Annotated in this window: 12 protein-coding genes; 2 read left to right on the plus strand and 10 right to left on the minus strand. The window is 64.3% G+C overall.

The genetic code is table 11. The features are described 5' to 3' along the window. Window positions 1-30 precede the first annotated feature (30 nt). The 10 genes from SZ55_RS11330 to SZ55_RS11375 all read right to left on the minus strand — a co-directional run bounded on the left by SZ55_RS11330 (window position 31) and on the right by SZ55_RS11375 (window position 12820). Window positions 31-1596 (minus strand): SpoVR family protein, encoded by a 1566-nt coding sequence (locus tag SZ55_RS11330; protein WP_044405670.1) that lies wholly within the window; start codon window positions 1594-1596, stop codon window positions 31-33. Window positions 1597-1606: 10 nt separating this feature from the next. Then, window positions 1607-2878 (minus strand): YeaH/YhbH family protein, encoded by a 1272-nt coding sequence (locus SZ55_RS11335; protein ID WP_044405672.1) that lies wholly within the window; start codon window positions 2876-2878, stop codon window positions 1607-1609. Between the two features lie 92 nt (window positions 2879-2970). After that, on the minus strand, window positions 2971-4893 hold the full coding sequence (locus SZ55_RS11340) for a PrkA family serine protein kinase (protein ID WP_044405674.1): 1923 nt from the start codon (window positions 4891-4893) through the stop codon (window positions 2971-2973). 274 nt (window positions 4894-5167) lie between these two features. Further along, entirely contained in the window at window positions 5168-5497 is a 330-nt protein-coding gene (gene glpE, locus SZ55_RS11345; protein ID WP_044405676.1) for a thiosulfate sulfurtransferase GlpE, read from the minus strand. Next, window positions 5490-6317, minus strand: coding sequence for a symmetrical bis(5'-nucleosyl)-tetraphosphatase (locus SZ55_RS11350; protein WP_044405678.1), 828 nt, complete (start codon window positions 6315-6317; stop codon window positions 5490-5492). Before SZ55_RS11350 ends, glpE begins: the two co-directional genes overlap by 8 nt. An 8-nt stretch (window positions 6318-6325) precedes the next feature. Further along, entirely contained in the window at window positions 6326-6706 is a 381-nt protein-coding gene (gene apaG / locus SZ55_RS11355) for a Co2+/Mg2+ efflux protein ApaG (protein WP_044405679.1), read from the minus strand. Between the two features lie 39 nt (window positions 6707-6745). Continuing rightward, window positions 6746-7549: a 16S rRNA (adenine(1518)-N(6)/adenine(1519)-N(6))-dimethyltransferase RsmA gene (gene rsmA / locus SZ55_RS11360; RefSeq protein WP_044405681.1), complete on the minus strand. Its 804-nt coding sequence runs from the start codon at window positions 7547-7549 to the stop codon at window positions 6746-6748. A gap of 144 nt (window positions 7550-7693) precedes the next feature. After that, complete coding sequence (pdxA, locus tag SZ55_RS11365) at window positions 7694-8692, minus strand: 4-hydroxythreonine-4-phosphate dehydrogenase PdxA (RefSeq protein WP_044405683.1); 999 nt, start codon at window positions 8690-8692, stop codon at window positions 7694-7696. Window positions 8693-8760: 68 nt separating this feature from the next. Further along, entirely contained in the window at window positions 8761-10053 is a 1293-nt protein-coding gene (surA, locus tag SZ55_RS11370; protein ID WP_160479485.1) for a peptidylprolyl isomerase SurA, read from the minus strand. Beyond that, a complete protein-coding gene (locus SZ55_RS11375) occupies window positions 10034-12820 on the minus strand; it encodes an LPS-assembly protein LptD (RefSeq protein ID WP_044405687.1) in 2787 nt (928 codons plus the stop codon). The genes surA and SZ55_RS11375 overlap by 20 nt, the downstream gene beginning before the upstream one ends. Window positions 12821-12946: 126 nt before the next feature. On the opposite strand from SZ55_RS11375, the gene SZ55_RS11380 reads away from it, so the two are divergent. Further along, complete coding sequence (locus tag SZ55_RS11380) at window positions 12947-13972, plus strand: aminoglycoside phosphotransferase family protein (RefSeq protein WP_044405689.1); 1026 nt, start codon at window positions 12947-12949, stop codon at window positions 13970-13972. Continuing rightward, window positions 13969-14640, plus strand: a complete 672-nt coding sequence (gene murU / locus SZ55_RS11385) for an N-acetylmuramate alpha-1-phosphate uridylyltransferase MurU (protein WP_044405690.1) — start codon at window positions 13969-13971, stop codon at window positions 14638-14640. The genes SZ55_RS11380 and murU overlap by 4 nt, the downstream gene beginning before the upstream one ends. Window position 14641: the final 1 nt, after the last annotated feature.

Consider the following 14641-nt stretch of genomic DNA (forward strand, 5'->3'; position numbering starts at 1 on the left):
TCGGGCGCACCCGGGCAGGCGGTCAACCGATCAAATGGGCGGGATGACCAGATCCAGGCGCGGGTACTCGCCGTCCTCGCCCCGTTCACCCTTTGGGGGCATGTGGAAGGTCCCCGTGATGTTGTCGCCGTTGAGTGTTTCCAGGTGGATGTCGAACCCCCACAGGCGGTGCAGGTGGCGCATCACCTCTTCGGTGGATTCGCCGAGCGGTTTTCGGTCGTGCTGCTGGTGGCGCAGCGTGAGCGAGCGGTCACCCCGGCGGTCGACGTTCCAGATCTGCACGTTGGGCTCGCGGTTGCCGAGGTTGTACTGGGCAGCGAGGGTTTCGCGGATGATCCGGTAGCCGGGTTCGTCGTGGATGGCCGGGACCAGCAGTTCGTCCTTCTGGTCGTCGTCGAGGATGCTGAACAGCTTGAAGTCGCGGATCACCTTGGGCGAGAGGAACTGCAGGATGAAGCTCTCGTCCTTGAAGCTCTTCATGGCGAACTTGATGGTGGAGAGCCAGTCGCTGCCGGCGATGTCGGGGAACCAGCGCTTGTCCTCCTCGGTGGGCTCCTCGCAGATGCGGCGGATGTCGCGGTACATGGCGAAGCCCAGGGCGTAGGGGTTGATGCCGCTGTAGTAGGGGCTGTCGAAGCTGGGCTGGTAGACCACGCTGGTGTGAGACTGGAGGAACTCCATCATGAAGCCGTCGGTGACCAGGCCTTCGTCGTACAGGTCGTTCATCAGGGTGTAGTGCCAGAAGGTGGCCCAGCCTTCGTTCATCACCTGGGTCTGGCGCTGTGGGTAGAAGTACTGGGCGATCTTGCGCACGATGCGCACGATCTCGCGCTGCCAGGGCTCCAGCAGCGGGGCGTGCTTCTCGATGAAGTAGAGGATGTTCTCCTGGGGTTCGGCCGGGAAGCGGCCCTTGTCCTTGTCGTCGGACTTGCCATGGCCCTTGGGAATGGTGCGCCAGAGGTCGTTGATCTGCCGTTGCAGGTGCTCTTCGCGCTCCTTCTGCCGGCGCCGCTCTTCTTCGGCGGAGATGGGGTAGGGGCGCTTGTAGCGATCCACCCCGTAGTTCATCAGGGCGTGGCAGGAGTCCAGTAGGTTCTCCACGGCATCGATGCCGTGCCGTTCCTCGCACTGGTTGATGTACTGCTTGGCGAACACCAGGTAGTCGATGATCGAGCTGGCGTCGGTCCAGGTGCGGAACAGGTAGTTGCCCTTGAAGAAGCTGTTGTGGCCGTAGCAGGCGTGGGCGATCACCAACGCCTGCATGGTGATGGTGTTCTCCTCCATCAGGTAGGCGATGCAGGGGTCGGAGTTGATCACGATCTCGTAGGCAAGGCCCATCTGGCCGCGGCTGTACGACTTCTCGGTGCTGAGGAAGTGCTTGCCGTAGGACCAGTGGTGATAACCCAGGGGCATGCCCACGGAGGCGTAGGCATCCATCATCTGTTCGGCAGTGATGATCTCGATCTGGTTGGGGTAGGTGTCGAGTGCATAGCGTTCGGCCAGGCGGCCGATCTCGCGGTCATAGGCTCGGATGAGGTCGAAGGTCCACTCCGATCCCGTGGAGATCGGCTGCCTTTTCTTCTCTTTCGCGGTCATGGCGCAGCCCTCAGGTAACCAGCCGGCGCTGGAAGAGTTCGCGGAACACCGGATAGATGTCGGACGCCGAGACGATCTGCTGCTGGGCAAAGGTATCGGCGAACGCCTCGCACACCTGCTCGTACTCGAACCACAGCGCCTGATGCTCGCGCGGGGTGATCTCGACGTAGGTGTAGTACTGGACGAACGGCATGATCTGCTTGATGAGGATGTCGCGGCAGATGGGGGAGTCGTCGTTCCAGTTGTCGCCGTCCGAGGCCTGGGCGGCGTAGATGTTCCATTCGTTGATGGGATAACGCTCGGCCATGATCTCCTGCATCATCTTGAGCGCGCTGGAGACGATGGTGCCGCCGGTTTCGCGGGAGTAGAAGAACTCTTCCTCGTCCACTTCCTTGGCGCTGGTGTGGTGGCGGATGAACACCACTTCGATCTTGTCGTAGTTCCGCTTGAGGAACAGGTACAGGAGGATGAAGAAGCGCTTGGCGATGTCCTTGGTCGCCTGGGTCATGGAGCCGGAGACGTCCATCAGGCAGAACATGACGGCCTTGGAGCTGGGGTTGGGCTGTTTGACCAGCAGGTTGTACTTGAGGTCGAAGGTGTCGAGGAAGGGCACCCGCTCGATGCGGGCGCGCAGCCGGGCGATCTCGGTTTCCAGCTCCTGGATGTCGCCGAAGTTGTCCGGCTCCTCCCGCTTGAGGCGCGCAAGCTCCTCCTTTGCCTCCCGCAGCTTGGCGCGGCTGGAGCCGGAGAGGGCGATGCGCCGGGCATGGGCGGAGCGCAGGGTGCGGACGATGTTGATGCGCGAGGGGTTGCCTTCGTTGCTGATGCCGGCGCGCACGGTCTTGAAGGTGTCGGCACCGGTCAGGTGGCGTTTCACCAGGTTGGGCAGTTCGAGGTCCTCGAACATGAAGTCGAGGAACTCTTCCTGGGTGATCTGGAAGACGAATTCGTCCATCCCGTCGCCCTGGTTGCTGGCCTTGCCACTGCCGCGTCCGCCGCCTCCGCCCTGGGGGCGAGGGATGCGTTCACCGGCGGTGAATTCCTTGTTGCCCGGGTGGACGATGGTCTGCCGGCCGCCACGGCCGTGGTGCAGGACGGGCTCGTCGATGTCGCGGCCGGGGATGCTGATCTGCTCGCCGTGCTCCATGTCGGTGATGGAGCGCCGGCTGACGGCCTCCTCCACGGCCTTCTTGATGTGCTCGCGGTAGCGCCGCAGGAACCGCTGGCGGTTCACGGTGCTCTTGTTCTTGCCGTTCAGGCGTCGGTCGATCACATAGCTCATAGATGCCCCTCCGGGGCAGCGTCAGGCTGCCAACCGCAGGCTGCGGCGGGGAGCCCCGCACGCAGCGTGCAGCTGATGACTTGCGGCTGCTGTTATTGCGACTTGCGTACCCGCAGGTACCACTCGGACAGCAGGCGTACCTGCTTCTCGGTGTAGCCGCGCTCGACCATGCGCTTGACGAAGTCGTTGTGCTTTTGCTGCTCCTCTTTGCTGCCTTTGGCGTTGAAGCTGATGACCGGCAGGAGGTCCTCGGTGTTGGAGAACATCTTCTTCTCGATGACCACCCGCAGTTTCTCGTAGCTAAGCCAGCTGGGGTTCTTGCCGTTGTTGTTGGCCCGGGCGCGCAGCACGAAGTTGACGATCTCGTTGCGGAAATCCTTCGGGTTGCTGATGCCGGCGGGTTTCTCGATCTTCTCCAGTTCCTCGTTGAGGGCCACGCGGTTGAGGATCTCGCCGGTCTCCGGGTCGCGGTATTCCTGGTCCTGGATCCAGAAGTCCGCGTACAGCACGTAGCGGTCGAAGATGTTCTGGCCGTACTCGCTGTAGGACTCCAGGTAGGCGGTCTGGATTTCCTTGCCGATGAATTCGATGTAGCGCGGTGCCAGGTACTCCTTGATGTAGCGCAGGTAGCGCTCGCGTACTTCGGCGGGGAACTGCTCCTGCTCGATCTGCTGCTCTAGCACGTAGAGCAGGTGCACCGGGTTGGCGGCGATCTCGTGGGGGTCGAAGTTGAAGACCTTGGACAGGATCTTGAAGGCGAAGCGTGTGGACAGGCCGTTCATGCCTTCATCGACACCCGCCGAGTCACGGTATTCCTGGATCGACTTGGCCTTGGGATCGGTGTCCTTGAGGTTCTCGCCGTCGTAGACGCGCATCTTGGAGTAGATGTTGGAGTTCTCCGGCTCCTTCAGGCGCGAGAGGACGGAGAACTGGGCGAGCATGCGCAGGGTGTCGGGCGCGCAATGGGCCTTGGCCAGCGAGCTGTTGATCAGCAGCTTGTCGTAGATGCGGATCTCGTCGGTGACGCGCAGGCAATAGGGCACCTTGACGATGTAGATCCGGTCGATGAAGGCCTCGTTGTTCTTGTTGTTGCGGAAGCTGTGCCACTCGGATTCGTTGGAGTGGGCCAGCAGGATGCCGCTGTATGGAATCGCCCCCAGGCCTTCGGTGCTGTTGTAGTTGCCCTCCTGGGTGGCGGTGAGCAACGGGTGCAGGACCTTGATGGGCGCCTTGAACATCTCGACGAATTCCATCAGGCCCTGGTTGGCGCGGCACAGGGCGCCAGAGTAGCTGTAGGCGTCCGCGTCGTTCTGCGGGTACTCCTCCAGCTTGCGGATGTCGACCTTGCCGACCAGGGCGGAGATGTCCTGGTTGTTCTCGTCACCCGGTTCGGTCTTGGCCACGGCGATCTGGTTGAGGATCGACGGGTAGAGCTTCACCACGCGGAACTGGCTGATGTCGCCGCCGAACTCCTGCAGGCGCTTGGTGGCCCAGGGCGACATGATGCTGGAGAGGTAGCGGCGCGGGATGCCGTAGTCCTCTTCGAGGATCGCGCCATCCTCGGCGGCGTTGAACAGGCCCAGCGGGGACTCGAACACCGGAGAGCCCTTGATGGCGTAGAAGGGCACTTTCTCCATCAGTTGCTTGAGCTTCTCGGCCAGGGACGACTTGCCGCCGCCCACCGGGCCCAGGAGGTAGAGGATCTGCTTCTTCTCTTCCAGGCCCTGCGCGGCATGGCGGAAGTACGCGACGATCTGGTCGATGCACTCTTCCATGCCATGGAAGTCGGCAAAGGCCGGATAGCGGCGGATCACCTTGTTGGAGAAGATCCGCGACAGGCGTGGATCGGAAGAGGTATCCAACAGCTCGGGCTCGCCGATCGCCATGAGCATGCGCTCTGCGGCGGTGGCGTATGCGCTCCTGTCCTGTTTGCAGAGGTCCAGGTACTCCTGCAGGGAATACTCTTCCTGGCGAGTGGCTTCGAAGCGCTGTTGGAAGTGGCTGAAAATGCTCATTGCGTCACCTCGCTGGATACGGGAGCCGGCGGGATCGGTCACGCGGGTGGGCAGTCGTCCGACGAGTCGGCCGAAGAAAATCCCCCAGTACACCAAATGGTCGCTGCCGATGGCCCGGAACCGGTGTGCCGGCTCTCCTTTTTGGATGGCCTGCCCTAAGAGTAGTTCGGAATCGGCGAGGTCAAGGATGACGGAGTGATAACAGCGTGTTGCCGTTCGTCAGGAAGGTGCGCAAGGCTACGGATGGCGCGGGTTTGCGCCATCCGCAGTTTTTTTACTCTTCGCCGCCTTGTGCTACGTGGGTGGGGTAGGTGGCGCGCCACAGCTCGAAGCCACCGTCGAGGCTGTAGACCTCGGAGAAGCCCTGGCCCACCAGGTAGGCGGCGGCTCCCTGGCTGGAGTTGCCGTGGTAGCAGGCGACGATCAGCGGGGCGTCGAGGTCGGCCTGGGCGATGAAGTCGGCCAGGGAGTAGTTGTCCAGGTGGCGCGAGCCGCTGATGTGACCCTGCGCGAAGCTCTGCGGATCACGGATGTCGACCACCACGGCGCCTTGTTCGCGCAGGGCCTGGGCCCGCTCCGGCGGGATTCGCTGGAATTCACTCATGTCGGGGCTCCTTGCAGTCACAGCTGATGCGCTGGCCGTTGTCGATGTTCAGCAGGGTCATGGTGCCGCCCCAGACACAACCCGTGTCGAGGGCATGCAGGCCGGGTTCATTGCATTTGCCCTCAAGGGCTGCCCAGTGGCCGAAGATGATCTTCTGCCCACGGGTCTTGCGGGACGGGTGGGCGAACCAGGGTCGATAGCCGGGCGGGGCGGTGTCCGCGCCCTCCTTGCTCTTGAGGTCGAGGGTGCCGTCTGCCTTGCAGAAGCGCATGCGGGTGAAGTAGTTGGTGATCACCCGCAGGCGGGTGATGCCGTGCAGGTCGCTGTCCCAGCAGGCGGGATCATTGCCGTACATGCCCTCGAGGAACAGCGGCAGGCGCGCGTCATCGAGCAGCGCCTCCTCCACTTCGGCGGCGCGCTTGAGCGCCTTGGCCAGCGTCCACATGGGGGGTATGCCGGCGTGCACCATGGCGATGTCGCGGGCCTCGTCGTAGTGGACGAGCTTCTGCCGGCGCAGCCAGTCCAGCAGGTCCCCGGCGTCGGGGGCTTCGATGATTTCCCGCAGGGTGTCGGACTTCTTCAGCCGCTCGACATTGTGAGCCACGGCCAGCAGGTGCAGGTCGTGGTTGCCGAGCACGCAGGTGACCGAGTCGCGCATGGCAAACAGGAAGCGCAGTGTCTCCAGGGACTTCGGGCCGCGGTTGACCAGATCGCCTACCAGCCAGAGGCGGTCCCGGGCGGGATCGAAGGCGACCCGGTCGAGCAGGCACTTCAGGGGATCCAGGCAGCCCTGCAGGTCGCCAACGGCATAGGTCGTCATGGCGGGCCTCAGTGCAGTGCGCCGGGTACGGCCAGGCGGAAGGGGGCGATGGGGGCGTCGAAGTGGTGGCCATCCTCGGCCAGCATCTGATAACTGCCCTGCATGGCGCCCACGCGGGTGGTCATGACCGTACCGCTGGTGTAGACGTGCTGCGCGCCCGGCTCGATCAGCGGCTGCTGCCCCACCACGCCGGCTCCGCGCACTTCCTGCACTTGGCCGTCGCCATCGGTGATGACCCAGTGACGGGAGATCAGTCGGGCGGCCACATCGCCGCTGTTGGCGATGGTGATGGTGTAGGAGAAGGCGTAGCGGCTGTCGTCCGGCTGCGACTGCTCAGGCAGGTAGCGGGTGGTGACGCTGACGTCGATCTGGTAGCGGGGTTCGGACACTGGGTGGGCTCTCTCGCGCAATGAAAAAAGTCTAGGAGCTCAGGCGGTGCCTGTCCTGGCGGCAAGCTGGTCGGCCAGACGGACGAACGCGGCCAGGTCCAGTTGCTCGGGTCGCAGGCTGCCATCCACGCCGGCAGCTTCGATGGCTTCGGCGTCCAGCAGGGCCTTCAGGGTGTTGCGCAAGGTCTTGCGGCGCTGGTTGAAGGCTTCGCGAACGATGCGTTCCAGCAGGCGGTGATCCTTGGCCGGATGCGGCAGGGTCTCGTGGGGGACCAGGCGGACGATGGCGGAGTCCACCTTCGGCGGCGGGTTGAAGGCGCCCGGGCCGACGTTGAACAGGTGCTCCACGCGGCAGTGGTACTGGACCATGATCGACAGGCGGCCCCAGTCGCCACCGCCGGGTTCGGCCGCCAGTCGCTCCACCACTTCCTTCTGCAGCATGAAGTGCATGTCACGGATCAGCGGCGCGTTGTCCAGCAGGTGGAAGATCAGCGGGGTGGAAATGTTGTACGGCAGGTTGCCCACGACTCGCAGGGAGCGGGGCTCGGCGCCCAACTGGTTGAAGTCGAACTTCAGGGCATCGCCCTGGTTCAGGCGAAAGCGTGGCTCGGCGCCGAACTTGGCGTTGAGGATGGGGATCAGGTCCAGGTCCAGTTCGATGACGTCCAGTTGCGCGCCACTGCCCAGCAGGCCTTCGGTCAGCGCGCCCTGGCCGGGGCCGATCTCCAGCAGGTGCTCGCCAGGCTTGGCGTGGATCGCACGCAGGATGCGGTGGATGACGCCGGCGTCGTGCAGGAAGTTCTGGCCAAAGCGTTTGCGGGCGCGGTGTTGGTATTCGGACATAGAGAGGCGGCTCCAGGCTTCAAGCTGCAAGCATCAAGCAAGAGCACAAAGCGAAAAAACGAGGTCGCGTAGTTTAAGGCAAAAGCGGCGCTGAGGTGCTGCTCGCCGCTGCCCGGTGGCAATCCGGGCAGCGGCCGGTCGACATCAAGCGGTGCGTTGGCGGCTGGTGGCCATCTGGTAGGCGGTTTCCAGCGCCACCTGCAGGCTGCCACCGTCGATACGGCCGGTGCCGGCAAGGTCCAGGGCGGTGCCATGGTCTACCGAGGTGCGGATGATCGGCAGGCCCAGGGTGACATTCACGGCGGCACCGAAGCCCTTGTACTTGAGCACCGGCAAGCCCTGGTCGTGGTACATGGCCAGGACAGCGTCGCAGTGCTCCAGGTGCTTGGGGGTGAACAGGGTGTCGGCCGGCAGCGGGCCGACCAGGTCCATGCCCTCGGCGCGCAGGCGCTGCAAGCAGGGCTCGATCATCTCGATCTCTTCCCGTCCCAGGTGACCGCCTTCCCCGGCGTGGGGGTTGAGGCCGCAGACGAGGATGCGCGGCTGGCTCAGGCCGAACTTATCCACCAGGTCGGCGTGGAGGATGCGCGTGACCCGTTCCAGGCGCTCGGTCGTGATGGCGGCGGCGACATCCTTCAGCGGCAGGTGGGTGGTGACCAGGGCGACGCGCAGCCCCCGGGTCGCCAGCATCATCACCACCTGCTGGGTGCGGGTGAGGTCGGCGAGGAATTCGGTATGGCCGGAGAAGGCGATGCCGGCGTCGTTGATCACGCCCTTGTGCACCGGGGCGGTGATCATGCCGTCGAACAATCCATCCAGGCAGCCCTGGCCGGCGCGGGTGAGCGTCTGCAGGACATAGGCCGCGTTGGCGGTGTCGAGCTGGCCGGCCGTGGCTTCTGCCCCCAATGGGGTATCCCAGACGTAGAGCGCTCCCGCGGCAGCGGGGACGGTGGGCAATCGCTCGGCTGTGACCTCGATGAGGTTGATATCGACGCCCAGGGTGCGGGCGCGCTGCTCAAGCAGTTGCCGGCTGGCGATGGCAATCAGCGGATGGGGTTGGGCTTCGCGAGAAAGGAGCAGGCACAGGTCGGGACCGATACCGGCAGGCTCACCGGGGGTGAGGGCAAAACGCAGGGGGGGCATCAGGAGGGCTCCGGCGGGGAACTCGGGCGCTCATTCTAGCGCTGGCGAGCCCCCGCCGGTGAAGCGGGTCAGAGCTTGGTTTCGACGTAGGCTTCGTCGCGGATCTGACGCAGCCAGGCTTGCAGCTCTTCGTCGTACTTGCGGTTGCGCAGGACGTTGATGGCCTGCTGCTCGCGCATCTGGTCGCTGCTGTCGGTGGCGCGGCGGCCGAGTACTTCGAGCACGTGCCAACCGTAGGGGCTCTTGAACGGACGGGAGAGCTTGCCGGCCGGGGTGTTTTCCATCACTTCGCGGAACTCGGGCACCAGGGCGTTGGGGTCGATCCAGTTGAGGTCGCCACCGTTGAGGGCCGAACCCGGGTCCTCGGAGAAGTTCTTCGCCAGTTCGGCAAAGTCTTCTCCGGACTGGATGCGCTCGTAGAGGCGCTCGGCCAGCCGCTTGGTGTCGGCTTCGCTGCGGATCTCGCTGGGCTTGAGCAGGATGTGACGCACATGCACTTCATCGCGAACCTGGCTGCTGCCGCCACGTTTGTCCAACAGCTTGAGGATCATGAAACCGCTCGGAGTGCGTACCGGCTCGGTGACCTCGCCTGGCGACAGGGCGCTGATCATGGCATCGAAGGGCGGGGGCAGCTGGGCAGCCTTGCGCCAGCCGATCTCGCCGCCTTCCAGGGCGGTTTCACCGGCAGATCGGGAGATCGCCAACTGGGCGAAGTCGGCACCCTGGCGCAGTTGCTGGTAGAGGTCGCGGGCCTGGCGCTCGGCAGCCTGGATGGTGTCCGGGGACGAGCCGTCCGGAACCGGGATCAGGATATTGGCCAGGTGGAACTCTTCAGACAGCTGCAGCTTGCCCAGGTCGGAGGCCAGGAAGTTCTGCACTTCCTGGTCGGTGACCTGGATGCGCTCGGCCACGCGGCGTTGGCGCACCCGGCTGATGACCATCTCGCGACGGACCTGATCGCGGGCGTCCTGGTAGGACAGGCCATCACGGGCCAGTGCCGAACGGAACTGATCCACGCTCATGCCATTGCGCTGGGCGATGGATTCGATGGCCTGGTTCAGCTCCTCATCGGTGATGCGGATACCGGAGCGGTCGCCGATCTGCAGCTGGATGTTCTCGATGATCAGGCGCTCGAGTACCTGTTGCTGCAGGACGTGCTCCGGGGGGAGCGCGGCACCGCGCTTGGAAATGGTCTGCTGGACCTCATGGACGCGCTGGTCCAGCTGGCTCTGCATGACTACGTCGTTGTCGACGATCGCCACTACGCGGTCGAGGGTCTGAACCTCGGCTTGCGCACCGGTCCCGAGGAGCAGGGCGCCCAGCATCAGCGGGCGCAGACAATCAGAAAGCTTGGTCTTCACGTTCACGGTAACCTTGGATGCCGGTGTCGAGGAAACTTTCAACCTTGTTGCCCATGATCCCGCCGAGGCCCTTCAGGACGATCTGCAGGAAGATGCCACGGTCGGCTTTTTCGTTCAGGTCGGGCGACAGGGTGGTTTCGTCGTAGCTGACCCAGTAGCGGTTGATCAGGCGCAGCTTCCAGCAGCAGCTGTCGTACTCGAAGCCGCCGAAGGCTTCCAGCGTGCGGTTGCGGTTGTAGTCGTACTGCCAGCGTGCGATGGCGGCCCACTGCGGCACGATGGGCCAGATGACCGAGGCATCGTGCTGCTGGATCTTGTAGTAGTCCTTGATGATTTTTTGAGTTACGGGGTCTTTATAGTCGCCACCTTCCTGCCAGGTACCCTCCGTCTGGTTGTAGACCACTGCGTCATTGCGGTAGCGATAGCCGAAGTTGACGACCTTGTTGACTTCGTCTTCCGGCTGGTAGTGGAACATCAAGCTACCAGAGCGGGTTTCTCCAGCGTTGGGGTCCCAGTTGTAATCGGAGCTCAGGCGCCAATCACGATTGAAACGATACAGGTACTCAAGGGCATAGGGCGAAGTACTGGCCTGAGCTGAACGGCGATCCTTGTAGTTGATGCCCGGCAGTTGCACCTTGCGGTCTTCGAAGTAGAAGGCCTGGCCGATGCTGAAGCGTTGGCGCTCGAAGCCATTCGGCTGGATCCAGCGATTGGTCACGCCCAGGGAGACCTGGTTGGCATCACCGATTCGGTCACGCCCGGTGAAACGGTTCTCGCGGAACAGCGAGGCATAGTTGAAGCTGCTCTCGCCGGTGTCGAAGACCGGGATGTTGTCCTGCTTCTCTTCGGGCACGTAGAGGTAGAACAGGCGCGGCTCGAGGGTCTGGCGGTAGTTGTTGCCTAACAGGGTGGCGTTGCGGTCGAAGTACAGGCCGCTGTCCACGCTGAAGATCGGTACGGTGCGGTCAGGGGAGCTGCTAAAGCTAGTGCCTATTTTGGCTAGATCATCTCGTCCTTTAGCATCCAGGTCGACGTCGTACTGGGTGTAGAGGTATTTCACCGAGGGCTTCAGGAATCCGTAGCTCCAATCCAGCGGCAGGCTGACGCCCGGCTCGACATGGATACGGTTGCCATCGGCGCGTGCCAGGCCCTGGATGCGGGTGTCGTTCCAGGCGGTAGTCTTCCCGTCTTCGTCGGTGAAGTCGCCATTACGCAGACTCCGTTCGAAGCGCACGAACTCGGTCGAGTAGTCGAACTTCAGGCCGCCCGCATCTACTGGCAAGGTGCCATCCAGGGTGAGCTGGGGCAGGCGGTTGTACGGGGTGATGTCGGTGACGGTTGCCATTTCATAGGCGTGGGCATTGAGGCGCGCGGTGTAGCTGTCGCCGCGCCAGGTCAGGGTGCCGCGCTGGTTGACGTAGGTGTTGCGCTGCACGTCAAGGTCGGTGGGCAGGTCCTGGAAGTAGTAGGGGTCGCTGATGTCGGTGTAGTCCACCTCGGCCAGCAGGCGGGAGTTCAGGCCGCCGGTGTGTTGCCAGCTGTAGAGCCAGCGCTTGTCCTTGTACTCCGACTGCAGCTTGCGGTCGTCGTTCTCGTCGTTCAGGTAGGCGCCACTGACCTGGCCCTCGCTGCTCTGGGTGAGGTAGCGGAATTCGCCGCCCATCATCAGGCCGCGCTTGGCCATGTAACGCGGGTACAGCGTCGCGTCGTAGTTGGGGGCGAGGTTGAAGTAGTAGGGCGTCAGCAGGGTGAAGCCGGTGTCGCTGCCGCTGCCGATGCTCGGCGGGAGGAAACCAGACTGGCGACGGTTGTCGATCGGGAAGTAGATGTAGGGGGTGTAAAACACCGGTACATCCTTGACCCGCAAGGTGACGTTGGTCGCGGTGCCGAAACCGGTGGCCGGGTTCAGCTTGATGTTGTTGCCCTTCAGGTTCCAGGCATTGTCACCCGGCTCGCAGCGGGTGTAGGTGCCGTCCTTCAGGCGGATGATGGCGTCGTCCTGGCGCTTGGCGTAGAGAGCGCTGCCGCGTACGTGTGACTTGTGCAGGACATACTCGGCGTTATCGATCTTCGCCTCGCCGTTGTCCAGTTGCAGCTCGGCTCGGTCGCCTACTACCAGTGCACCGTTGTCACGCAGGCGGACGTTGCCCACCAGCTCGCCGCGGTTCTCGGCCTGGCGCAGGTTGGCCTCGTCGGCCTCGACCTGCATGCTGCCCTGGCGCATCACCACGTCACCGGCGAGGGTGGCCACTTGCTGCTCCTGCTCGTAGCGCGAGGCCTTGGCAGAAATGTAGGTGGGCGCATCCGCCTTGGGCGTCTTGTCGTTCATGCCCGGGCGGGTCGGCTCGATGTAGGCGCCTGCGCAGTACGGGCCGGTCTCGGCCAGTTGTGCGGCGGTGAGCTTTTCACGCGGGACCCAGTCGAGGTGGCTGTAGTCGGCACTGCGGGAAGCCAGGGCGCGACCACCGGATTCGGTGACCAGCGTCGGCTTGGCTTCTTCGCCGCTGGCTACCTGGCCGTTGCTGCCTGCCTGTGCACTGGCGACACCCACGGTGGAGCTGACGGCGCTCTCGCTGTGGATCGGCCGGGGCGGGAGGTTCGACGCGGAAGCCTTGGGGGTGCAGGCCCAGCCGCCCGTGGTGGACGCCTGGCAGTCGAACTGGTCAGCGGCGACAACGAATGGAGTGGCTACAGGTTGCAGGGCCAGCAGACCGCCGGTGACCAGCAAGGGGAATTTTTTACGAAACGCGGGAGATTTTACTGCCATCTTGTTAGTCCGGGCTTCCTGCGCGCCATCGGCCCGCGGGGGCCGCACGCCTCTCGATGGGCTGAAAAAGATGCTGGATAATAAAGCATGACCCGCGCAACGGCTAGCGCCGTCGGAGACCTCTCGATGCCCCACCAAGATGTACGGCTTCAACAACTTAGCGTTTGGCTGGAGCAGCAGCTCCCCGTTCTTTTCCAGCGTGAGGGCTGGGGCGAAGTGCCCGCGGCGAGCCTGACTCCGGCCAGCAGCGACGCCAGCTTCCGTCGTTATTTCCGCTGGCAGGGCGAGGCCCGCACGCTGATCGTGATGGATGCCCCGCCGCCCCAGGAAGACTGCCGCCCCTTCGTCAAGGTCGCCGGCATGCTGGCCGAGGCAGGCCTGCATGTGCCGCGCATCCTCGCGGCCGACCTTGAGCAGGGCTTCCTGCTGCTGGACGACCTGGGGCGCCAGACCTACCTGGACGTGATCGACGCTGACAACGCCGATGCCCTGTTCGCGGATGCCCTCCAGGCCCTGGTCGCCCTGCAGCGCCGCAGCCTCGATGTGCCGATGCCCTGCTACGACGACGCCCTGCTGCGTCGCGAACTGCAGTTGTTCCCCGACTGGTACCTGCAGCGCCACCTCGAAGTGACCCTGGACGCCACCCAGCAGGCGCTTTGGTCGAAGACCTGCGATCTGCTGGTCGACAGCGCCCTGGCGCAGCCCCGTGTGCTGGTGCACCGCGACTACATGCCGCGCAACCTCATGCTCAGCACGCCCAACCCCGGCGTGCTGGATTTCCAGGACGCGGTCTACGGCCCGGTCACCTACGACGTCACCAGCCTGTTCAAGGATGCCTTCCTCAGTTGGCCCGAAGCGCGGGTGCGTGGTTGGCTGGAGCGCTACTGGAACCTCGCCCGTGAGGCCGGCATCCCGGTGCAGCCGCAGCTCGATGACTTCCTCCGCGCCAGCGACCTGATGGGCGTGCAGCGCCACCTCAAGGTCATCGGCATCTTCGCCCGCATCTGCCACCGCGACGGCAAGCCCCGCTACCTGGGCGATGTCCCGCGCTTCTTCTCCTATATAGAAGCCGTGCTGGCGCGCCGGCCCGAGCTCGCGCCCCTGGCCGAGCTGCTGGCCAGCCTGCCCCGTCATGCGGCGGTGCCCGCATGAAGGCGATGATCCTCGCCGCCGGCAAGGGCGAGCGCATGCGGCCGCTCACCCTGCACACGCCCAAACCCCTGGTCCGTGCGGCCGGTGTTCCGCTGATCGAGTACCACCTCAAGGCGCTGGCTGCAGCCGGGTTCGTCGATGTGGTGATCAACCACGCCTGGCTCGGCCAGCAGATCGAAGACCACCTTGGCGACGGCGCGCGGTTCGGCCTGCGCATCCGCTACTCCCCCGAGGGCGAGCCGCTGGAGACTGGCGGCGGCATCCATCGGGCGCTGCCGCTCCTGGGTGACGAGCCCTTCCTCGTGGTCAACGGCGACATCTGGACCGACTACGACTTCGCCCGTTTGCGTGCCCCTCTCGACGGCCTGGCCCACCTGGTCCTGGTGGACAACCCGGCTCATCACCCGGGTGGCGACTTCCAGCTCCACCACGGTTGCGTCAGCGATGGCGTGCCCGGTGAGCCGGGGCTGACCTACAGCGGCATCGCCGTGCTCGACCCGCACCTGTTCGAAGGTTGCCAGCCTGGTGCCTTCAAGCTCGCACCGTTGTTGCGCGACGCCATGGGGCGCGCTCAGGTGAGCGGTGAACATCACCCAGGCCACTGGGTGGATGTCGGCACCCTGGAGCGGCTGGCCGAGGTCGAGCGCCTGGTCGAGGCGGGGCGCTGAG

The organism is Pseudomonas sp. FeS53a (assembly GCF_000931385.1).
In the GTDB taxonomy this organism is placed as follows: domain Bacteria; phylum Pseudomonadota; class Gammaproteobacteria; order Pseudomonadales; family Pseudomonadaceae; genus Metapseudomonas; species Metapseudomonas otitidis.

Excerpts from the sequence above, each read along its gene's own strand:
- SZ55_RS11380 (WP_044405689.1), top strand. The coding sequence starts at position 12,947 with ATGCCCCACCAAGATGTACGGCTTCAACAACTTAGCGTTTGGCTGGAG.
- glpE (WP_044405676.1), bottom strand. The coding sequence starts at position 5,497 with ATGAGTGAATTCCAGCGAATCCCGCCGGAGCGGGCCCAGGCCCTGCGC.
- rsmA (WP_044405681.1), bottom strand. The coding sequence starts at position 7,549 with ATGTCCGAATACCAACACCGCGCCCGCAAACGCTTTGGCCAGAACTTC.
- SZ55_RS11340 (WP_044405674.1), bottom strand. The coding sequence starts at position 4,893 with ATGAGCATTTTCAGCCACTTCCAACAGCGCTTCGAAGCCACTCGCCAG.
- pdxA (WP_044405683.1), bottom strand. The coding sequence starts at position 8,692 with ATGCCCCCCCTGCGTTTTGCCCTCACCCCCGGTGAGCCTGCCGGTATC.
- SZ55_RS11330 (WP_044405670.1), bottom strand. The coding sequence starts at position 1,596 with ATGACCGCGAAAGAGAAGAAAAGGCAGCCGATCTCCACGGGATCGGAG.
- SZ55_RS11375 (WP_044405687.1), bottom strand. The coding sequence starts at position 12,820 with ATGGCAGTAAAATCTCCCGCGTTTCGTAAAAAATTCCCCTTGCTGGTC.
- SZ55_RS11335 (WP_044405672.1), bottom strand. The coding sequence starts at position 2,878 with ATGAGCTATGTGATCGACCGACGCCTGAACGGCAAGAACAAGAGCACC.
- SZ55_RS11350 (WP_044405678.1), bottom strand. The coding sequence starts at position 6,317 with ATGACGACCTATGCCGTTGGCGACCTGCAGGGCTGCCTGGATCCCCTG.
- murU (WP_044405690.1), top strand. The coding sequence starts at position 13,969 with ATGAAGGCGATGATCCTCGCCGCCGGCAAGGGCGAGCGCATGCGGCCG.